The 20,772-nt window shown below is 60.9% G+C and carries 18 protein-coding genes and 3 tRNA genes; 16 read left to right on the plus strand and 5 right to left on the minus strand.

Annotated features, from left to right (window positions below):
* Positions 1 to 105 precede the first annotated feature (105 nt).
* A complete protein-coding gene (locus J2Y86_RS28295) occupies positions 106 to 765 on the minus strand; it encodes a M24 family metallopeptidase (protein ID WP_253440479.1) in 660 nt (219 codons plus the stop codon).
* Positions 766 to 954: 189 nt separating this feature from the next.
* On the opposite strand from J2Y86_RS28295, the gene truA reads away from it, so the two are divergent.
* The 15 genes from truA (at position 955) to J2Y86_RS28370 (ending at position 14,690) form a co-directional block, all read left to right on the plus strand.
* A complete protein-coding gene (gene truA, locus J2Y86_RS28300; protein WP_214384750.1) occupies positions 955 to 1,779 on the plus strand; it encodes a tRNA pseudouridine(38-40) synthase TruA in 825 nt (274 codons plus the stop codon).
* A 63-nt stretch (positions 1,780 to 1,842) separates the two neighbouring features.
* Entirely contained in the window at positions 1,843 to 2,466 is a 624-nt protein-coding gene (locus tag J2Y86_RS28305) for a phosphoribosylanthranilate isomerase (protein ID WP_253439310.1), read from the plus strand.
* Positions 2,467 to 2,675: 209 nt separating this feature from the next.
* Positions 2,676 to 3,596, plus strand: coding sequence for an acetyl-CoA carboxylase, carboxyltransferase subunit beta (accD, locus tag J2Y86_RS28310; protein ID WP_214382092.1), 921 nt, complete (start codon positions 2,676 to 2,678; stop codon positions 3,594 to 3,596).
* Positions 3,593 to 4,900: a bifunctional tetrahydrofolate synthase/dihydrofolate synthase gene (gene folC, locus J2Y86_RS28315; protein ID WP_253439312.1), complete on the plus strand. Its 1,308-nt coding sequence runs from the start codon at positions 3,593 to 3,595 to the stop codon at positions 4,898 to 4,900. The genes accD and folC overlap by 4 nt, the downstream gene beginning before the upstream one ends.
* Positions 4,884 to 5,549 (plus strand): SPOR domain-containing protein, encoded by a 666-nt coding sequence (locus J2Y86_RS28320; protein ID WP_253439314.1) that lies wholly within the window; start codon positions 4,884 to 4,886, stop codon positions 5,547 to 5,549. The genes folC and J2Y86_RS28320 overlap by 17 nt, the downstream gene beginning before the upstream one ends.
* A 99-nt stretch (positions 5,550 to 5,648) precedes the next feature.
* Positions 5,649 to 6,209 (plus strand): CvpA family protein, encoded by a 561-nt coding sequence (locus J2Y86_RS28325; RefSeq protein WP_017337640.1) that lies wholly within the window; start codon positions 5,649 to 5,651, stop codon positions 6,207 to 6,209.
* Between the two features lie 41 nt (positions 6,210 to 6,250).
* A complete protein-coding gene (gene purF / locus J2Y86_RS28330) occupies positions 6,251 to 7,756 on the plus strand; it encodes an amidophosphoribosyltransferase (protein ID WP_007935163.1) in 1,506 nt (501 codons plus the stop codon).
* 134 nt (positions 7,757 to 7,890) lie between these two features.
* Entirely contained in the window at positions 7,891 to 9,102 is a 1,212-nt protein-coding gene (locus tag J2Y86_RS28335) for an O-succinylhomoserine sulfhydrylase (protein WP_253439316.1), read from the plus strand.
* Positions 9,099 to 9,875 (plus strand): SDR family oxidoreductase, encoded by a 777-nt coding sequence (locus J2Y86_RS28340; RefSeq protein ID WP_253439318.1) that lies wholly within the window; start codon positions 9,099 to 9,101, stop codon positions 9,873 to 9,875. The genes J2Y86_RS28335 and J2Y86_RS28340 overlap by 4 nt, the downstream gene beginning before the upstream one ends.
* Positions 9,876 to 10,131: 256 nt before the next feature.
* Positions 10,132 to 10,207 (plus strand) — tRNA-Val (locus tag J2Y86_RS28345).
* Positions 10,208 to 10,261: 54 nt separating this feature from the next.
* Positions 10,262 to 10,338, plus strand: a tRNA-Asp gene (locus J2Y86_RS28350).
* A gap of 89 nt (positions 10,339 to 10,427) precedes the next feature.
* Positions 10,428 to 10,504, plus strand: a tRNA-Asp gene (locus J2Y86_RS28355).
* A gap of 250 nt (positions 10,505 to 10,754) precedes the next feature.
* On the plus strand, positions 10,755 to 11,264 hold the full coding sequence (locus tag J2Y86_RS28360; protein WP_253439320.1) for a sigma-70 family RNA polymerase sigma factor: 510 nt from the start codon (positions 10,755 to 10,757) through the stop codon (positions 11,262 to 11,264).
* On the plus strand, positions 11,261 to 12,205 hold the full coding sequence (locus tag J2Y86_RS28365; RefSeq protein ID WP_253439322.1) for a FecR domain-containing protein: 945 nt from the start codon (positions 11,261 to 11,263) through the stop codon (positions 12,203 to 12,205). The genes J2Y86_RS28360 and J2Y86_RS28365 overlap by 4 nt, the downstream gene beginning before the upstream one ends.
* Positions 12,206 to 12,272: 67 nt before the next feature.
* Positions 12,273 to 14,690 (plus strand): TonB-dependent receptor, encoded by a 2,418-nt coding sequence (locus J2Y86_RS28370; protein WP_253439324.1) that lies wholly within the window; start codon positions 12,273 to 12,275, stop codon positions 14,688 to 14,690.
* 143 nt (positions 14,691 to 14,833) lie between these two features.
* Here the strand turns inward: J2Y86_RS28370 and aldA are convergent, their stop codons facing one another.
* From aldA to J2Y86_RS28390, 4 genes are read right to left on the minus strand one after another with little or no spacing between them, the layout of a single operon-like run.
* A complete protein-coding gene (gene aldA, locus J2Y86_RS28375; protein ID WP_253439326.1) occupies positions 14,834 to 16,258 on the minus strand; it encodes an aldehyde dehydrogenase in 1,425 nt (474 codons plus the stop codon).
* Positions 16,259 to 16,274: 16 nt separating this feature from the next.
* On the minus strand, positions 16,275 to 17,075 hold the full coding sequence (locus tag J2Y86_RS28380; RefSeq protein WP_253439328.1) for an aldolase/citrate lyase family protein: 801 nt from the start codon (positions 17,073 to 17,075) through the stop codon (positions 16,275 to 16,277).
* A 14-nt stretch (positions 17,076 to 17,089) separates the two neighbouring features.
* The gene (gene rhmD, locus J2Y86_RS28385; protein ID WP_008067008.1) at positions 17,090 to 18,274 is read right to left on the minus strand and encodes an L-rhamnonate dehydratase; all 1,185 of its coding nucleotides are present in this window, start codon (positions 18,272 to 18,274) and stop codon (positions 17,090 to 17,092) included.
* A 17-nt stretch (positions 18,275 to 18,291) separates the two neighbouring features.
* Positions 18,292 to 19,587, minus strand: a complete 1,296-nt coding sequence (locus tag J2Y86_RS28390) for an MFS transporter (RefSeq protein WP_253439330.1) — start codon at positions 19,585 to 19,587, stop codon at positions 18,292 to 18,294.
* Positions 19,588 to 19,712: 125 nt separating this feature from the next.
* Here J2Y86_RS28390 and J2Y86_RS28395 point away from each other — a divergent pair, with 125 nt between their 5' ends.
* Entirely contained in the window at positions 19,713 to 20,654 is a 942-nt protein-coding gene (locus J2Y86_RS28395) for a LysR family transcriptional regulator (protein WP_253439332.1), read from the plus strand.
* Positions 20,655 to 20,772 lie beyond the last annotated feature (118 nt).

The raw sequence follows: 20,772 nt of genomic DNA on the forward strand, positions 1-20,772 counted from the left end.
CGGTAAGGCGTTAACAAAACGGCAGCCCATTGAGGCTGCCGTTTTTGTTTGTGTCGTGTTGCTGTGGTGTCTTTTGGATCCGACTTGCCCGCGAAGCTTTTTGCCTCAGGCCAGCAAGTCCTCATAAAACGCACCAAACGGGCGGGTAGGGTGTGCGATCTGGATTTCCAGAATCCACAGCCCGACATTCGGGCACTCCTCGAAATTGCCCAAATCCCCGGCTCGATAAATCGCATGGGGGAAATCACTGACCCGATGCCCCTTGATTTCCAGGTTCAACTTCCAGCCCATCGCTGTCGCCTGTTCGTCGGCGTAACGGTACAGCTCAGGGCCAGCCACCTGTCGGGTGCGCCAGTAATCGTGGACCTGATCGAACAAAGTCTTGGCTGCCGTCGCGCACGCCTTCATCTCGGGATCGTCGCCGACGACAAACGTTGCGCCAGAGTCGCCTTCATGGCGATCCCAGACCACGCCGAGGTCGATAAAGAAAATGTCGTTCTCAGCCAGTACCGGATCGCCTTCGGAGCGTTGCTTGAAAGTTTTCAGGGTGTTTTCGCCAAAACGGATCTTCGAGGGGTGCCAGATGCGATCCATCCCCAGCTCGTTCAAGACTTCAAGGCTCATGGTCAGCGCCTCGGATTCGCGCATGCCGGGTTTGATGCGTCGGGCCATTTCGTCGATGGCTTCCCACGTCTTGCGTTTGGCGTGCAGCATGCCGTCCAGGCTGTAAGCCAGGCCGACGGCTTCTTTGAGGAGTGCGGTCATCATCAGGTCTCGGTGGGTTTCTATTTATTCGTTGTGTAGTTATCTATATAGCGAAGTCAGCATGGGCACTGCAACGGCACAAACGACACGCGCCTCTGGCGTCCCGGTCCGGCGGCCTTATAATGCCCGCCTTTGCGTTGATCAGCAGGCTGTTACTCCTTGGCAAATATAGATAACCCGGCTGCCGAAATGGCGGCTGACGGCTTTTTCCGCATCGCCTTGGGCGTTGAATACAAAGGTTCGCGCTTTCGCGGCTGGCAGCGTCAGGCGTCCGGTGTGCTCACGGTGCAGGAAACCCTGGAGAAGGCCTTGTCCAAAGTCGCCGATTCACCGGTGTCACTGCTCTGCGCCGGGCGTACGGACGCGGGCGTGCATGCGTGCGGTCAGGTGGTGCATTTCGATACGCAGGTCGAGCGTTCGATGAAAGCCTGGGTCATGGGTGCCAACATCAACTTGCCCCACGACGTCAGCGTCAGTTGGGCCAAGGTCATGCCGGCGCATTTCCATGCGCGGTTCAAGGCCATTGCCCGGCGCTATCGCTACGTGATCTACAACGATCAGATCCGCCCGGCGCACCTGAACGAAGAAATCACCTGGAATCACCGCCCCCTCGACGTCGAGCGCATGGCCGAGGCCGCGCAATACCTGGTTGGCACCCACGATTTCAGTGCTTTCCGCGCGGGCCAGTGCCAGGCCAAGTCGCCGATCAAGGAACTGCATCATCTGCGTGTCACGCGACACGGCAAGATGATTGTGCTGGATATCCGCGCCAGCGCCTTCCTGCACCACATGGTGCGCAACATTGCCGGTGTATTGATGACCATTGGCGCTGGCGAGCGTCCGGTGGAGTGGATGAAAGAAGTCCTCGAGAGCCGGATTCGCCGCTCCGGCGGGGTGACGGCGCACCCATTCGGCCTGTATCTGGTGCAGGTCGAGTACCGCGACGAGTTCGAATTGCCCGAGCGTTACATCGGTCCACACTTCTTGACCGGTTTCGCCGAACTTGACGGCTGACGCCCTCGAACGCATTTGTTACCATCCGGGACTTTCCCGGATATGCCCTGAGGTTTTATCGACATGTCAGCCGTTCGCAGCAAGATTTGCGGGATTACCCGCATAGAAGACGCGTTGGCAGCGGTCGAGGCTGGTGCGGATGCGATCGGGTTTGTGTTTTACGCCAAGAGCCCGCGGGCGGTGACGTTCCAGCAGGCGCGCGACATCATCAAGGCGCTGCCGCCGTTCGTGACCACCGTAGGTTTGTTCGTCAATGTCAGCCGTTGCGAGTTGGGCGAACTGCTCGACGCCGTGCCGCTGGACTTGCTGCAGTTCCATGGCGACGAAACCGTTGACGACTGTGAAGGCTGGCACCGGCCGTACATCAAGGCGCTGCGGGTCAAGGCCGGCGACGACATTGCGGCAGCATGCAATGCGTTCCCAAGTGCCAGCGGAATCCTGCTCGACGCCTACGTCGAAGGCATACCCGGCGGAACCGGCGAAGCATTCGACTGGTCTCTGATACCGCAAGGCTTGAGCAAACCGATCATCCTGGCGGGCGGTTTGACGCCGGACAACGTCGCCGAGGCGATTGCCCGGGTCCGGCCTTACGCCGTGGACGTCAGCGGTGGGGTAGAGGCGAGCAGGGGCATCAAGGATCACGCAAAGATTCAGGCATTCATCAAGGCTGTACGCAGTAGCACGTAGTTGATGTGACGGCTGGCAGACTGCCGCCGTCCCAAAATGCACTGCGCTGCACAAAGCAGGCACGGCTGAGGATTGATGGGTTGTACGCAGGTCACGCTTCACTGACCCGGCCATCCACCGATCATCGCCACACACATGAATTTAGCTCAAGGGCATACGCGGGGCTGCGAACCAGAGCGTTCGGGCCGCCGGTACTGGAGAAAGAAAGCATGAGCAACTGGTTAGTAGACAAACTGATCCCTTCGATCATGCGTTCCGAGGTCAAGAAGAGCTCGGTGCCTGAAGGTCTGTGGCACAAATGCCCGTCTTGCGAGGCTGTGCTGTATCGTCCGGAGCTGGAAAAGACCCTGGACGTTTGCCCCAAGTGCAACCACCACATGCGTATCGGCGCACGCGCCCGTATCGACATTTTCCTCGACGCCGAAGGCCGCAATGAGCTGGGTGCGGACCTGGAGCCGGTCGATCGCCTGAAATTCCGTGACGGCAAGAAGTACAAGGACCGCCTGACCGCTGCGCAAAAGCAGACTGGCGAGAAAGACGCACTGATCTCCATGAGCGGCACCCTGCTGGGCATGCCGGTGGTGGTTTCGGCGTTTGAATTCTCCTTCATGGGCGGTTCCATGGGCGCCATCGTTGGTGAGCGCTTCGTGCGCGCCGCCAACTACGCCCTGGAAAACAAATGCCCGATGATCTGCTTCGCCGCCTCCGGTGGTGCGCGGATGCAGGAAGCCCTGATCTCCCTGATGCAAATGGCCAAGACCTCTGCGGTGCTGGCGCGTCTGCGTGAAGAAGGCATTCCGTTCATCTCCGTCCTGACCGACCCGGTCTACGGCGGCGTTTCCGCCAGCCTGGCGATGCTCGGCGACGTGATCGTCGGCGAGCCGAAAGCCCTGATCGGCTTCGCCGGTCCGCGCGTGATCGAGCAAACCGTTCGTGAAAAACTGCCGGAAGGCTTCCAGCGCAGCGAATTCCTGCTGGAGCACGGTGCGATCGACATGATCATTCACCGTCAGGAACTGCGTCCGCGTCTGGGCAACCTGCTGGCGCAACTGACCGGCAAGCCGACGCCGAAATTCGTCGCTGCACCCATCGAACCGATCGTGGTTCCGCCGGTGCCTGCAAACATATGACCCAACGCACCCTTGGCGAGTGGCTCGCCTACCTTGAGCAGTTGCACCCTTCGGCCATCGACATGGGGCTGGAGCGCTCGCAACAGGTAGCGTCCCGCATGGGACTGGGCAAGCCGGCACCTCGGGTGATCACGGTCACCGGCACCAACGGCAAGGGTTCTACCTGCGCATTCGTGGCTTCGTTGCTGCGGGCGCAGGGCCTGAAAGTCGGTGTCTACAATTCTCCGCACTTGCTGCGTTACAACGAGCGGGTGCAGGTCAACGGCGTCGAAGCGACCGACGCCGAGCTGTGTGAAGCCTTCGCCGCAGTAGAAGCCGGTCGTGGCGACACTTCCCTGACGTATTTCGAGATGGGCACCCTGGCGGCGTTCTGGCTGTTTCAACAGTCCGGACTTGATGCTGTGGTGCTGGAAGTCGGCCTGGGCGGGCGTCTGGACACGGTCAACGTGGTGGATGCCGACATGGCACTGGTGACCAGCATCGGCGTTGATCACGCCGATTATCTGGGCGACACCCGTGAATCCGTGGCCTACGAAAAAGCCGGCATCTTCCGCCAGGGCGCGCCTGCGCTCTGTGGCGATCTGAATCCTCCTCAACCTCTGCTGGATAAAGCGCGCGAGCTGGCTTGCCCGTTTTTCCTGCGTGGGCGCGATTTTGACCTCGGCGTGACCGATCACAACTGGCAATGGCGCGGTCTTGACGCTCAAGGGCAAGGTGTCGAGTTGCATGATTTGCCATTGCTCGATCTGCCGATGGAAAACGCCGCGCTGGCGTTGCAAGCCTATCTGCTGCTCGGTTTGCCTTGGGTGGATGCGCAAATTGTTGATGCCCTGAAAGCTACGAAAGTGGTCGGGCGTCTCGATCGCAGGCAGTTCGACTGGCAGGGCAAGCGCCTGAACCTGTTGCTGGATGTGGGGCATAACCCCCATGCGGCCGAATATCTGGCTCGTCGTCTGGCGAGCCGACCACCGGCCGGCAAGCGTCTGGCCGTATTTGGATTGCTGGCGGACAAGGATCTGGATGGTGTTGTCGGCGAATTGAATGCTAGTGTCCAGCACTGGGCTGTTGCGCCGCTGGATTCGCCGCGGGCGCGGCCGGTTGCCGATTTGCACGGGGCGTTGCAGAGCCTTGGCGCTTCAGTAACGTCCTATGACAGCGTGGCCGCGGCCCTGGAAGGGCAGTGCGCGCTGGCGACGAGCGACGACGAGATTCTGTTGTTCGGATCATTTTATTGTGTTGCCGAGGCCCTTGAATGGCTGGCCCGGCGCTCCACGGAGGAAGCGGCAAATGGCATTGCTGGATAAGGCTTACAAACAGCGGATGGTCGGCGCCCTGGTGCTGGTGGCGCTGGCAGTGATTTTCCTGCCGATGCTGTTTTCCCGTCAGGATGAGCAGCGGCAGGTCACGGTCGAAGCACCGGCTGCGCCGCAGGCGCCTTCTGTCCCTCAGGTTCAGGTTGAACCGGTGGTCGTGCCCGAACCTCAAGCCTTGCCGCAAGAGCCCGTGCCGAGCGATGACGACATCGCGCAGCAGGAAGAGCCATCGATACCCGTCGCACCGACAGCGCCCGTCGCACCTGCGCCTGTCGCGAAACCGGTAGCGCCACCTCCGGCACCGGCTCCGGTCAGCAAACCAACGACCGCGCCGAGCCAGCCGATTACCGCCGCACCGGGCAAACCGGACACGACTCAAAGCCGCGTCGATGCCAATGGCCTGTCGGTCAGCTGGTCGGTGCAACTGGCCAGCCTGTCGAACCGTGCCAGCGCAGAAAACCTGCAAAAAACCCTGCGCAGCCAGGGTTACAACGCCTATATCCGGACTGCCGATGGCAAGAATAGGGTGTTCGTCGGACCGCTGATCGAGCGTGCGGAAGCCGATCGTCTGCGTGACTTGTTGAACCGTCAGCAGAACCTCAAGGGTTTTGTGGTGCGCTTCCAGCCTGAGCGCGGTTGAAAACTATCGCCCCGATTTGAAATGCACTGACAATCGCAGCTTACCGATAAGCATGGGCTCTGCTAAAATGCGCCGCCTTATCCGTCTGTAGGCTGCACTGTGCCATTTACCTGGGTTGACTGGGCGATCGTTGCAATCATCGCCATCTCCGCATTGATCAGTCTGAGCCGCGGCTTCGTCAAGGAAGCATTATCGCTGGTGACCTGGATCATCGCAGGAGTCGTCGCCTGGATGTTCGGTGGTGCATTGTCCGAGTACCTCGCCGGATACATCGAAACGCCATCGGCTCGCGTGATCGCGGGCTGCGCAATAATGTTTGTCGCCACGCTGATCGTAGGCGCAATGATCAATTATCTTATCGGCGAATTGGTTCGCGTCACCGGGTTGTCCGGGACCGATCGATTCCTCGGCATGGCCTTCGGCGCCGCGCGTGGCGTGTTGCTGGTGGTCGTGGCGGTCGGGCTGTTGAGCCTGGGGCCGGTACAGCAGGACGGGTGGTGGCAACAGTCGCAGCTCGTGCCAAAATTTCTATTGGTCGCAGACTGGTCCAAAAACCTGATCCTTGGGTGGAGCAGTCAGTGGCTTGCCAGCGGTATCAGCGTACCCGCTGAAATACCGTTCAAGGAGCACCTCTTGCCGACGGCCAAAACGCCTCAGTGAGTTGTGTTCAGTTCAGATCCATTAAGTAGGGGTTGCGTCGCATGTGTGGCATCGTCGGTATCGTCGGTAAGTCGAACGTCAATCAGGCGCTGTATGACGCGCTAACCGTCCTCCAGCACCGCGGCCAGGACGCTGCCGGTATCGTGACCAGCCATGACGGCCGGTTATTCCTGCGCAAGGACAACGGCCTGGTGCGTGACGTGTTCCATCAGCGTCACATGCAGCGTCTGGTTGGCCACATGGGCATTGGCCATGTGCGTTATCCGACCGCGGGCAGCTCGACTTCGGCCGAAGCTCAACCGTTTTACGTCAACTCGCCTTACGGCATCACCCTGGCGCACAACGGTAACCTGACCAACGTTGAACAGCTGGCCAAGGAGATTTACGAATCTGACCTGCGCCACGTCAACACCAACTCCGATTCGGAAGTGCTGCTGAACGTGTTCGCGCACGAACTGGCCCAGCGCGGCAAGCTGCAGCCAACCGAAGAAGACGTGTTCGCTGCCGTCACTGACGTGCACAACCGTTGCGTCGGTGGTTACGCCGTTGTTGCGATGGTGACCGGCTACGGCATCGTCGGTTTCCGCGACCCGCACGGCATCCGCCCGATCGTCTTCGGTCAGCGTCACACCGACGAAGGCGTCGAGTACATGATCGCCTCCGAAAGCGTGTCCCTGGACGTGCTCGGTTTCACCCTGATTCGCGACCTGGCACCGGGCGAAGCGGTCTACATCACTGAAGACGGCAAGCTGCACACCCGTCAGTGTGCGACCAACCCGTCCCTGACCCCGTGCATCTTCGAACACGTCTACCTGGCGCGTCCGGATTCGATCATCGACGGCGTGTCGGTCTACAAGGCCCGTCTGCGCATGGGTGAGAAACTCGCCGAGAAGATCCTGCGCGAGCGTCCTGATCACGACATCGACGTGGTTATTCCGATTCCGGACACCAGCCGCACCGCGGCGCTGGAGCTGGCGAACCACCTGGGCGTCAAGTTCCGCGAAGGCTTCGTGAAGAACCGCTACATCGGCCGCACCTTCATCATGCCGGGGCAGGCTGCGCGGAAAAAATCCGTACGCCAGAAGCTCAACGCCATCGAACTGGAATTCCGCGGCAAGAACGTGATGCTGGTGGACGACTCGATCGTTCGCGGCACCACTTGCAAGCAGATCATCCAGATGGCCCGCGAAGCCGGCGCCAAGAACGTCTACTTCTGCTCCGCGGCACCGGCCGTTCGCTACCCGAACGTCTACGGTATTGACATGCCAAGCGCTCACGAACTGATCGCCCACAACCGTTCGACTCAGGACGTGGCGGATCTGATCGGCGCTGACTGGCTGATCTATCAGGACTTGCCTGACTTGATCGAAGCGGTCGGTGGCGGCAAGATCAAGATCGACAAGTTCGATTGCGCGGTGTTCGACGGCCAGTACGTCACCGGCGACGTCGACGAGGCTTACCTGAACAAGATCGAGCAGGCACGTAACGATGCCTCCAAGGTCAAGACGCAGGCAGTCAGTGCGATCATCGATCTGTACAACAACTGAGTAAACGAGCGGCCTGTAGGAGCGAGGTTTGCCCGCGAAGCTTTTGGCGTCCCCAAAGGCCCCTTCGCGGGCAAGCCATGCTCCTACAGGCCGGTTTTGTATCTACTGATTAGAGCAAGGCAAGGAGTGACAGCATGAGTCAGGATTGGGATGCCGGTCGGCTGGACAGCGACCTCGAAGGCGTAGCGTTCGATACCCTGGCCGTACGCGCCGGTCAGCACCGCACGCCGGAAGGCGAACACGGTGATCCGATGTTCTTCACTTCCAGCTACGTATTCCGTACCGCCGCCGACGCGGCTGCACGCTTTGCTGGCGAAGTGCCGGGCAACGTTTACTCGCGTTACACCAACCCGACCGTTCGCGCGTTCGAAGAGCGCATTGCCGCGCTGGAAAGCGCTGAGCAAGCGGTAGCTACGGCGACCGGCATGGCCGCGATCATGGCGGTGGTGATGAGCCTGTGCAGTGCTGGCGATCACGTACTGGTCTCGCGCAGCGTGTTTGGCTCGACCATCAGCCTGTTCGAGAAGTACTTCAAGCGTTTCGGCATCGAAGTCGACTACGTGCCTCTGGCGGACTTGTCCGGCTGGGATGCGGCAATCAAGGCCAACACCAAGTTACTGTTCGTCGAGTCGCCGTCCAATCCGCTGGCCGAGCTGGTGGATATCGCCGAATTGTCGAAAATCGCTCACGCCAAAGGCGCGATGCTGGTGGTCGACAACTGTTTCTGCACGCCTGCGTTGCAGCAGCCGCTGAAGATGGGCGCGGACATCGTCGTGCACTCGGCGACCAAGTTCATCGACGGCCAGGGCCGTTGCATGGGCGGCGTGGTGGCGGGGCGTAGCGAGCAGATGAAGGAAGTGGTCGGTTTCCTGCGCACTGCCGGACCAACCTTGAGCCCGTTCAATGCCTGGATTTTCCTCAAGGGCCTGGAAACGCTGAGCCTGCGCATGAAGGCGCACTGCGCCAATGCCCAGCAACTGGCCGAGTGGCTGGAGCAGCAGGACGGTATCGAGAAAGTCCATTACGCCGGCCTGAAAAGCCACCCGCAGCACGATTTGGCTCAGCGTCAGCAGAAAGGTTTCGGCGCCGTGGTGAGTTTCGAGGTCAAGGGCGGCAAAGAGGGCGCGTGGCGCTTTATCGATGCGACCCGGTTGATCTCGATCACTGCCAACCTCGGCGACAGCAAGACCACCATTACTCACCCGAGCACGACTTCTCACGGCCGTCTGGCGCCGCAGGAACGTGAAGCGGCGGGCATCCGTGACAGCCTGATCCGCATTGCGGTCGGTCTGGAAGACGTGGCCGACCTGCAGGCCGATCTGGCGCGCGGGTTGGCTGCCTTGTGATCGAGTTGTCCATCCCGATTACCGGTTCCAATGGTCGCGTTGCACTGGTGACCGGTGCAGCGCGGGGCATTGGTCTGGGGATCGCCGCCTGGCTGATCAGTGAAGGCTGGCAGGTGGTGTTGGCGGACCTGGATCGGGTGCGTGGTTCGAAAGTGGCGAAGGTGCTGGGTGAGAACGCCTGGTTCATCGCCATGGACGTCTCGAACGAGGGACAGGTCGCGCTGGGCGTTGCCGAAGTGCTGGGGCAGTTCGGGCGTCTGGATGCGCTGGTGTGCAACGCGGCAGTGGCCGATCCGCACAACATCACCCTGGAAAGCCTTGATCTGGCTTACTGGAATCGGGTGCTGTCGGTGAATCTCAGCGGGCCGATGCTGTTGGCCAAGCACTGTGCGCCGTACCTGCGCGCTCACAGCGGTGCGATCGTCAACCTGGCCTCGACCCGCGCCGGGCAGTCGGAACCCGACACAGAGGCTTACGCGGCGAGCAAGGGCGGGCTGTTGGCCCTGACTCACGCATTGGCGATCAGCCTGGGGCCGGAAATTCGCGTCAATGCTGTCAGTCCGGGCTGGATCGATGCGCGAGACCCAGCAGTGCGGCGTGCCGAACCCCTCACCGAAGCTGACCATGCACAGCATCCGGCGGGCAGGGTAGGGACGGTTGAAGATGTGGCGGCAATGGTTGCCTGGTTGTTGTCGAAGAATGCGGGTTTCGTCACGGGCCAGGAGTTTGTGGTCGATGGCGGAATGACCAAGAAGATGATTTACAGCGAATAATTCGGACAGGGGTGATTTCTTCAGCCTTTATGTCGAATGTCCCGCCGCCTTCGCGAGCAAGCGCGCTCCCACAGTTGACCGCATTTCTTCAGGCTACGCGCGGTCAACCGTGGGAGCGGGCTTGCTCGCGAAGGCGATCTGGCTGTTGCCGACGTTGCCCCGAATGACACGATTTTGTCTTTTTCAGAAAAACTTCAAGCGGGCTATTGACTTAGCTTCGTTAGGTGCGTAAATTTCGCGGCCTCAGAGAAGCAAAGGGTGATTAGCTCAGCTGGGAGAGCGTCTGCCTTACAAGCAGAATGTCGGCGGTTCGATCCCGTCATCACCCACCACTTCTTGAGAGTCTTGCGAAAGCAAGATGGAAGCTGAAAAGCCTCCACCGACGCGCAGCGGTAGTTCAGTCGGTTAGAATACCGGCCTGTCACGCCGGGGGTCGCGGGTTCGAGTCCCGTCCGCTGCGCCATATTTTCCGGATCAGGTTTATCCCTGATTCGAGATTGAAAGCCTCGAAGCTTCAATCAGACGAGTTAGGACGCAAGTCCAAAGCGATACGCAGCGGTAGTTCAGTCGGTTAGAATACCGGCCTGTCACGCCGGGGGTCGCGGGTTCGAGTCCCGTCCGCTGCGCCATATCTGCCTCAAGGCCCACTGAACGCCTTGGAGCTACGAAGAAAGCCTTTGGTTTATCTTCGAGTCGATAGCAAAGACCCTGGTCGAAAGACCGGGGTTTTTTGTGTCTGAAATTTGGCTTTTATGCCTCTCCATTATCTCCAGTACCAACTTTCTGCACGTCCGATGCATAAAGGACTTGGTCCACGCCTCCGACATTAATTAGAATCACTCTCATTTACGATAACTCCTTGGCACAGGGCTTCTTGAGATGAGTGATGCAGCGATGCCGAAGGAGCAAACCCTTCACGACCTGTACCGCGATCACCGTGGCTGGCTTGAAAGCTGGTTGAGAAGACGCATGGGCAACGGCTGTGATGCAGCGGACCTGAGCCAGGATACGTTCCTGCGTTTGCTTGCCAGCTCCCAGCGGATCGCCGACCTGAAAGAACCCCGTGCCTATCTGCTGACCGTGGGCAAACGCCTGCTGAGCAATTTCTACCAGCGTCGCAGTCTGGAGCAGGCCTATCTGGCCGCGTTGGCATCGATGCCCGAAGAGTGCGCGCCATCACCCGAGCAGCGCTGGCTGCTGCTGGAAACCCTGCAGGCGCTGGATGAACTGCTCGATGGACTGCCGAGGGCGGTGCGACGGGCGTTTCTCTGGAGTCAGCTCGAAGGCTTGAATTACCAGCAAATCGCCGAGCGCCTGGAGGTGTCCGAGCGCACGATCAAACGCTACATGGCGCAAGCCTACGAGCATTGCCTGTTGGTCGAACTGTGAACAGTCAAACGTCCGATCCCCGGCAGGCGGTCCGTGCTGCGGCGCAGTGGCTTGCGCTGCTGGAATCGGGCGGTGCCAATGAGCAGGACCGAGCGAATTTGCAGCGTTGGCGTGATACCAGTGCCACTCACGAGCAGGCCTGGCAGAAGGCGCAAGCCTTGCGTCAGCGTTTCGCCGATCTGCCTCCGGGGCTGGCGCTGAGCAGTCTGGATCGTCCTGATCCGGGGCGGCGTGTGGTGCTCAAGCGGGCATTGGGCGCCGTGGCGTTGGTGCCGACGGCCTGGCTGATCAGCCGACAGTTGCCCCTGGATGTCTGGCGTGCCGACCTGCACACCGCCACAGGCGAGCGCAAAAAAGTGCAGCTCGCCGATGGCAGTTCCTTGCAACTCAACACCGCCAGCGCCGTCGATGTGGATTTGCAAAGTCGCCGCGTGAAGTTGATCGAGGGCGAACTGTCGCTGAAGGTGTCGGGTACTGCGCCGCTGACGATCCAGACGAAGTTCGGCAATGTCATCGTCAGTCAAAGCGAAGTCTGCGTTCGCCAGCACGCACAAGGCTGTCGAGTGTCGGTGTTCAACGGTTCCGTGCAGTTGCAGCCCTTGCACGGGCCGACCCTGGCCGTGCGCGGCGGTCAGCAGGTCAGCCTGCAAGCGGTGGGTGCCGGAGCGATCACGCCATTCGATGCGCTGGCTCCCGGATGGCGTGAAGGTGTGTTGATGGCGAAAAACCAGCCGTTGGGCGATTTCCTCCGCGAGCTTGGCACCTACCGTCCCGGCGTTCTGCGCTGGGAACCGGAGCTGGAAACACTGCGCGTCACCGGCAGTTTCCTGCTGGACGACACTGACCGCGTCCTCGCGCTGCTCGCGGCCAGCCTGCCGCTGGAGGTGCATTCCCGAACCCGTTATTGGGTCACGTTGCTGCCGCGCAAAAATAGTGTGTGAAGCCTGTCCCCTTTTTTTGGCTCGCTTGTCATTCAAGGCATGTGAACGAATCAAGAGAGCCCTTTCAATGTCCGCTACTTGCCATCCACGCCCGGCTTCTTTCCGCCTGCGTCCCTTGTTGCACCTGAGCCTGTTGTTGGGCCTGAGTGCCAGTCCGTTGTTCATCACCGCCAGTTGGGCCGACGAGAGTAGCCGGCGCAGTTATCAGGTACCTGCCGGCAGCCTGAGCGATGCGCTGACCCGTTTCGCCGGGTTGGCTGGCGTCAATCTCTCGGTAGACCCGGCGTTGGTGAGCGGTCGCAACAGCACCGGGCTGTCCGGTGAGTACGCGGTGGAGGAGGGCTTTGCCCGGCTGTTGCAGGGTTCCGGCCTGCAACTGCAACCGGTGGGCGAACAGGCTTACATCCTGACCCCGGCGCCAGAAGGCAGCAGCCTGCAACTGGCCCCGACCTCGATTCTCGGTGCCACCGGCGGGGCGGACGGCGAGGTGTATGCCGGCGGCCAGGTCGCGCGCCGCGGATCGCAGGGCTTGCTGGGCTCGAAAGACTTCATGGAAACGCCGTTCAGCATGACCACCTACACCAGCGAGGCGGTCAAGAACTTGCAGGCGCGTACTTTGGGCGAGCTGATCGCCAGCGATCCCTCGGTTCGCGCCACCAACCCGGCCGGTGGGCGGTATGAGCAATTCACCATTCGCGGGTTCAGCCTGTTCAACAGTGATGTTGCCTACAACGGTCTCTACGGCGTTTTGCCAACCTATACGATCGACATGGAAATGGCCGATCGCGTCGACATTCTCAAAGGCCCGAGCCAGCTCATCAACGGCATCTCGCCGCGAGGCGCCGTGGGTGGCGGGATCAACGTGGTGCCAAAGCGCGCGACCGATAAGCCGATCACTTCCTTTACCGGCAACTACGCGTCCGACAGCCAGACCGGCGGTGCCGTGGATATCGGCAGGCGCTTTGGTGAAGACAACAAGTTCGGGATTCGTTTCAACGGCGTGAAGCAGTCCGGCGACACCGAATGGGATCATCAGAATGTCGACCGCGAGATGGCCGTACTGGGCCTGGATTTTCGCGGTGAACGCCTGCGACTCTCGACCGACCTCGGACGCACCGAGCGTGATACCGACGCGCCGCAAGAGCGCGTGCAGGTCGGCGCCAACGCGCAGGTTCCGCATGCCAGCGATGTACGTCACAACTATGCGCAGCCCTGGAGCAAGGCCAGTACCAACGACACGTTCGGTACGGTAAACGGCGAATTCGATGTCAGCGATAACGTCATGTTGTACGGCGGCGTAGGCGCGCGTGAAAGCAATCATGACTTCCTCCGTCATGCCGTTTCAGTCACCAACAACCGGGGCGACTTCACCGTTCAGCCCCGTGACTTCACCCGTGACGAAAGTGTCCGCACGGCCACCGCCGGGGTGCGCAACTGGTTCCACACCGGCCCGGTGAGTCATGAGGTCAACCTGGCCGCCAGCTATTTCTACATGGATTTCGAAAATGGCGGCGCCCGTTATGCCAATGCCAACAGCAACCTCTACAACCCCGTGGAAACCCGCACGCCTGTCAGGCCCACGCGATTGGATGACAAGGTCTACACCGAGAACCGCTCCACCGGTGTGGCGCTGTCCGACACCCTGGGTTTCTTCGATGACCGACTGCTGCTGACCCTCGGCGCTCGCTGGCAGCGCGTGAAGGTCGACGACTGGACGGCTGATGTCAAAGGCGACACCGCCTACGATGAGGAAAAGGTCTCGCCGTCGGGCGGTATCCTGTTCAAGGCGACCGACAAGCTGTCGCTGTATGCCAACTACATGGAAGGCCTTAGCCAAGGCAAGATCGCACCGTCGACCTCGATCAACGAGGACGAGATCTTCCCGCCGTTTGTCAGCCGCCAGGTCGAGGTCGGCGCCAAGTATGATGCGGGTAAGTTCGCCGTGACCGCCGCGGTATTCCGGATCAAGCAGCCGGCCTACGAGACCAACGCCACGACGCGCGTCTTCGGTCCGAATGGCAAACGTCAGAACGACGGTGTGGAGGTGAGTGTGTTCGGTGAGCCACTCCAGGGTTTCCGCTTGCTCGGCGGTGTCATGTACATCGACAGTGAGTTGACCAACACCACCAATGGCACCTTCGACGGCAACCGCGCGCCGGCCACGCCGAAATACAACGTCAACCTGGGTGCCGAGTGGGATGTGCCGCCCGTGCAGGGCTTGACCCTGACCAGCCGCGGCATCTATTCCAGCTCGCAGTTCCTGGACCAGTCCAACAACAAGGAAATCGATTCGTGGGAGCGTTTCGACGTGGGCGCACGTTATGCGTTCAAGGTCGAGGACAAGAACATCACCCTGCGGGCCAATGTCGAGAACGTGGCGGACAAACGCTACTGGAGTTCGGCCGGGGCTTCGGATGACAGCGAGCCTGGGTTAACGCTGTCGACGCCGCGGACTTACCTGCTTTCGGCGACTGTGGACTTCTGACTGCATCTCATTGGCTGACCTGACGCCATCGCGGGCAAGCCCGCTCCCACAGGGCCTTTGTTGTTCACACAATTTGTGCAACAACGCAGATCACTGTGGGAGCGGGCTTGCCCGCGATAGCGGCATCAGCAACACCGCAAAACTCAGCCCTGCAAATACACCGCATGCGTATGCGTGTACTCATACAACCCATGCTTGCCATCCGCACCGCCAATCCCGGATTTACGCACCCCGGCATGGAAGCCCTGCATGGCTTCGAAATTTTCGCGGTTGACGTAGGTTTCGCCAAAATCCAGCTCGCGCATCGCGTGCATCGTTTTGCTCAGGTCGCGGGTGTAGATCGACGAAGTCAGGCCGTACTCGCAGTCATTGGCCAGGGCGATGGCTTCGTCGAGGTCATCGATGATCTGGATCGGCAGCACCGGGCCGAAAATCTCTTCGCGCATGATTTCCATCGTGGCGTCGCAACCGGCCAGCACGGTGGGCTGGAAGTGGAAACCATTCGGCAGATCGGCAATCTGCCCGCCGCTGATCAAACTCGCACCCTGGCTCAACGCCGTGCGGACTTTACGGTTGACGCTGTCCAGACCCTGACGGTTGATCAGCGGTCCCATTTCCACATCCGGCCGGGCAATCGGGTCGCCATAGCGCGTGGCGCTCATCGCCGCCGCGATACGCTCGATGAATTGATCGGCAACCTTGCGCTCGACATACACCCGTTCGGCGCAATTGCACACCTGGCCGCTGTTGATAATCCGCGAATCACGGATGGCCTTCACCGCCAGATTCAGGTCGGCATCCGCCAACACAATCGCCGGCGCCTTGCCGCCCAGTTCCAGATTGAGCTTGGTGATATTCGGCGCGGCGGCGGCCATGATCCGCGAGCCGGTATCAACGCTGCCGGTGAAGCTGATCATGTCGACTCCCTTGTGCGCGCTGAGCGCCGCACCGACTCGGCCGTCTCCGCAGACCACATTGAACACGCCGGGTGGCAGGTCGGTTTCGGCTACCAGTCGGGCGAATTCGAAGCAGTTGTTCGGGGTTTCTTCGCTGGGCTTGATCACGATGGTGTTGCCGGTCAGCAGCGCCGGCGCCATCTTGCGGGCGATCAAAAAGAACGGGAAATTCCAAGGTAGAATCCCGGCGACGACGCCCAGCGGTTTGCGAAACAGGAAGATGTTTTCGTTTTGACGGTCGCTGGTGATGATTTCGCCTTCGATGCGTCGCGCCCACTCCGCCATGTAATCGAGGTAATCGGCGGTGAAGTTGACTTCAACTTCCGCCAGGCCACTGATCTTGCCTTGTTCCAGGGTGATGGTGCGCGCCAGGAGCGCGACGTTTTCCCGCAGCTTGGCGGCGATGCGCCGCAGATGCCCGGCGCGTTCAATCGCCGGTTTGCGCGACCAGTCCTTTTGCGCGGCGCGGGCGGCGGCGAGGGCGCGATCCACGTCTTCAGCAGTCGAGGCCGGGACTTGCGACAGCACCGCGCCGGTGGCGGGGTTGATCACATCGATATGAGCAGTACTGGCGACAAACTGGCCGTTGATGAAGTTTTCGTAGACAGGCATGGAGACGACTCCTTGATCAGTAGGTGCGTGACGGCGCTTGAGCGGTGGCCGGTGTGCGATAGCGCGCCAGAGTGGTCATTGCGCTCTGACGCAACAGGCTGATATCGATCGCCACGGCGATAAACTGGCAACCCCAGCTCTGATAGCGGCGCGCGTCCTCTTCGTTCGGCGCAAGAATGCCGCAGGCCTTGCCGGCCGCCAGCGTGGCGTGTACCGCGTTTTGAATCTGTTCCTGGACTTCCGGGTGGCCGGGATTGCCGGCATGGCCGAGGCCGATGGACAGATCCGCAGGCCCGATAAACACCGCATCGACGCCTTCGACGGCAGCAATCGCTTCGACGTTTTCAACACCCATTCGCGATTCCACCTGAACGATCAGGCACAGCTGCTCATGGGCGGTGGTCAGGTAATCCGGTACGCCATCCCAGCGGGTGGCGCGAGTCAGGCCGCCGCCGACGCCTCGAATACCGTGCGGCGGATAACGCATGGCACGGACCAGGGCCGCCGCCTGCTCGGCGGTTTCGACCATGGGGATCATCAGCGTCTGCGCGCCGATATCCAGCAACTGCTTGATCAGGTTGGCGTCACCCGTCACCGCACGCACCACCGGCGCGGTGGCGTAGGGCGCCACCGCCTGCAATTGCGCGAGTACGCCAGGCACGGTGTTCGGTGCGTGTTCACCGTCGATCAGCATCCAGTCGTAACCGGTGGTGGCGACGATCTCGGCGGCGTAGCCGGTGGCGAAACCGGCCCAGATGCCGTACTGGGTCGCCGGGTTTTTCAGGGCGGCCTTGAAAGCGTTGTGAGGCATGTTCATGACGGGGTCCTTTCTCAACGGTTGTACGGCCGATGCAGTTGGCATTCCGGATTGAGCGTCACGCCGAAGCCCGGTTGATCGAGTGCCGACAGGCGCATGCGGCCGTTCACCGGCACCGGTTCGCCGAGCAATTGCGGATGGAACATCGGCACCACTTCGTCAGCCTTCGGCGCCATCATCAGGAACTCGGCAAACGGGCTGTTGTGCCGCGTGGCGACGAAGTGATAGCTGTAAACCGACGAGCCGTGAGGAATGACCAGCGCGTTGTGGGCGTCGGCCAGGGCGGAGATTTTCACCAGTTCGGTGATCCCGCCGCACCAGCCGACATCCGGCTGGATGATGTCGCAGCAGCCCATCTCCAGCAGCATGCGGAAACCCCAGCGGGTCGCTTCATGTTCGCCGGTGGTCACCAACATGCCTTTGGGCACATTGTTGCGCAGCGCGGCGTAGCCCCAGTAATCGTCCGGCGGCAGGGCTTCTTCGATCCACTTCAAGCCGTATTCGTGAGCGCCGACCGCCAGTTTCGTCGCGTAATTGAGGTCCAGGCTCATCCAGCAATCGAGCATCAGCCAGAAGTCCGGGCCGACCCGTTCGCGCATGGTCGCCAGTTCTTCGAGGTTCTTGCGCAAGCCTTCCTCGCCTTCGGCCGGGCCGTGATGCAGCGGCATCTTGCCGCCGATGAACCCCATTTTCTGCGCCAGGTCCGGGCGAGCGCCGGTGGCGTAGAACTGCAATTCGTCGCGAACCGCGCCGCCGAGCAATTGATGCACCGGTTCCTGACGGATCTTGCCGAGCAAGTCCCACAACGCCAGGTCAACGCCGGAGATCGTATTGATGACGATGCCTTTGCGCCCGTAATACAGGGTCGACTGGTACATCTGGTCCCAGATTTTTTCGATGTCGGTGACCCGTGCGCCTTCGAGGAAACGTGCCAGGTGTTTCTCGACGATGTAGGCAGCGGGCTCGCCACCGGTGGTCACGGCGAAACCGACGGTGCCGTCGCTGGCTTCGATCTCCACCACCAGCGTGCCGAGCACGTTGATGCCGAAGGTGCGGCGGCTCTGGCGGTACTCCGGGTATTTGCTCATTGGCGTGGCAATGTGATCGTCGATCCAGTGGCCGTCCGCCTGATCGTGGTAATCCGCGCCGCCGCCTCTCAAGGTAAAAGCGCGGACGTGTTTGATGGTTGGAATGCCCATGGTGTGACTCCTCAGGTTTAAACGGTGGCCGGTTTGTTCGAGGCTTTATGGCCGGGCGCACGCACGCCCAGCACCAGCAACGCGGCAATGACGGTGGTGCCGGCCAGCACGTACAAGCCTGCGGCGGGTGAATGGAAGGCGCCTTCGGCCCAGTTTTTCAGCACCGGGGCGATGAAACCGCCGAGGGCGCCGAACGAATTGATCAGGGCGATCCCGGCCGCTGCGGCGCTGCCGGCGAGGTAACTGGAAGGGAAGGTCCAGAACACCGGTTGCACGGCGATGAAACCGGACGCGGCGAAGCACAAGGCGATGATGCCGAGGAACGGGCTGCTGAACGTCACCGAGCAGGCGATCCCGGCGGCCGACATCAGCAAAGTCAGGCAAGCGGTGCGTCGACGTTCGCCGGTGCGGTCGCTGTAGCCGGGGATCAGGTACGCCGCGACGATCGCGCAGATCCACGGAATCGCCGTGACCAGTCCGACCATCAGCCCGACCTTGGTGCCCAGCAATCCGCCGACCTGGGTAGGCAGATAGAACACCACGCCGTAGACGCTGGCCTGGATCAGCAGATAAATCAGGCACAGGTACAGCACCGAGGGCTGGCAGATCACGTTGAGCAGGCTGCGGCCATGGTTCTGTTTGTGGCTGTCTTCCTGATCGAGGATGCCTTGCACTTGCTGGCGTTCTTCAACCGTCAGCCACTTTGCATCGGCCGGGCGATTGTCCAGGTACCAATAGGCCCAGACACCTACCGCCGTGGCCATCAGGCCTTCAACGGCGAACAGCCATTGCCAGCCGTGGACACCGGCAAAGCCGTCCAGCTCCAGCAGCAGACCGGACAACGGGCTGCCGAAGATAAACGCCAGCGGCGCACCGAAGTAGAAGAAGCCCATGGCTTTGCCGCGCGCGGCGCTGGGGAACCAGTAGGTGAGGTACAGGATGACTCCGGGGAAGAAACCGGCTTCGGCCACGCCCAGCAAGAAGCGCAGGACATAGAAACTGGTTTCGGTGTGGGCGAAGACCATGGCGGCGGAGACCAGGCCCCAGGTGACCATGATCCGGCACATCCACAGACGGGCGCCGACGCGGTGCAGGATCAGGTTGCTCGGCACTTCCAGCAGTGCGTAACCGACGAAGAACACCCCGGCGCCGAAGGCGAACGCGGCGTCACTGATGTTGGTGTCGGCTTGAAAGGCTTGCTTGGCGAACCCGACGTTGGCGCGGTCGAGGAAGGCCATGATGTACATCAGCAGCAGGAACGGGAGCAGCCGCCAGGAAATTTTGGCGAGCAGAGGCGCGGGTAGAGTCTTCATCGCAGTTTTCCTTTGGTAGGGCATTTGTTCTTATGGGAAAGACTGTACGGCCGCGGATCGATGCGTTACAAATCGAATCTAGCTAACAACTGATACCTTCAGGGTATCGATAAAAAAGGCTCGTCATGACGACACCCACCGTTTCCCGCAGCCTGCTCAACCGTCTGCGCTACAAGCATCTGCACATGCTGGTGGCGCTGAGTAGCAGTCTGAACCTGCACCGCGCCTCGCAAAACCTCAACATGTCGCAACCGGCCGCGACCCGCATGCTGCATGAGATCGAAGACATGTTCGGTTGCGACCTGTTCGAGCGCCTGCCGCGCGGGATGCGGCCGACGGCGTTGGGCGCCGAGTTGATCCGCTTCGCCGAGTCAGCCATCAGTGGCCTCGACCGCTGCGCCGAAGACCTGATTGCGCGGCAGCAGGGCGGCTACGGTTATCTCTCGATCGGCACCATCATGGGCGCCGCACCGGACCTGGTCATGGATTCGATCGCCGAGATCAAGGCGCTCAATCCTCAGCTGCGAATCCGCATCATGGGCGACACCAGCGACCAGGTGATTCAACTGCTGGAGCAGGGCCGTATCGACCTTGCCATCGCTCGGCGCAACGCGGCCACGGACAGCGAGCATTACGAGTTCGAGCAATTGGGCAATGAACGATTGCTGGTGGTGGTGCACGCCGGTCATCCATTGGCCAAACGCAAAAAACTCGAGCTGTCGGAACTGGTCAGCGGCTGGCCGTGGATCCTGCAACCGGAAACCAGTCCGGCGCGCATTGGGCTGGATCAGGCCTTGCAACGCCTGGCCCTGCCGACGCCTGCCGACATCATCGAGTGCAGCTCGGTGTACTCGATGCAGCAACTGATCCAGCTGACCGACGCGATCATGGTGCTGTCGGAAACCGCGTTGCGCGACTACCTGAAAATGGGTCTGGTGGTGGCGCTGCCGGTGGCGCTGGACGTGCAGCTGGCGCCGTTCGGATTGCTGCTGCGCAAGGGCGAACACATCAGTCGGGAGTTGGGTCTGTTCATCGATTTGCTCCGCCGCAAAGCAGCGGTTTTTTGATTGTTCGGTCAGATTTTTGTAACCAGTTGTTTTCTATAAGTGCATAAATCTATAAAGTTAACCTTTCGGTCAGCTTTGCACTGTCAATACAGCCCTTTGCCTCGTCAAAAAGGGCTTC

This window comes from Pseudomonas migulae (assembly GCF_024169315.1).
Classification (GTDB): domain Bacteria; phylum Pseudomonadota; class Gammaproteobacteria; order Pseudomonadales; family Pseudomonadaceae; genus Aquipseudomonas; species Aquipseudomonas migulae_B.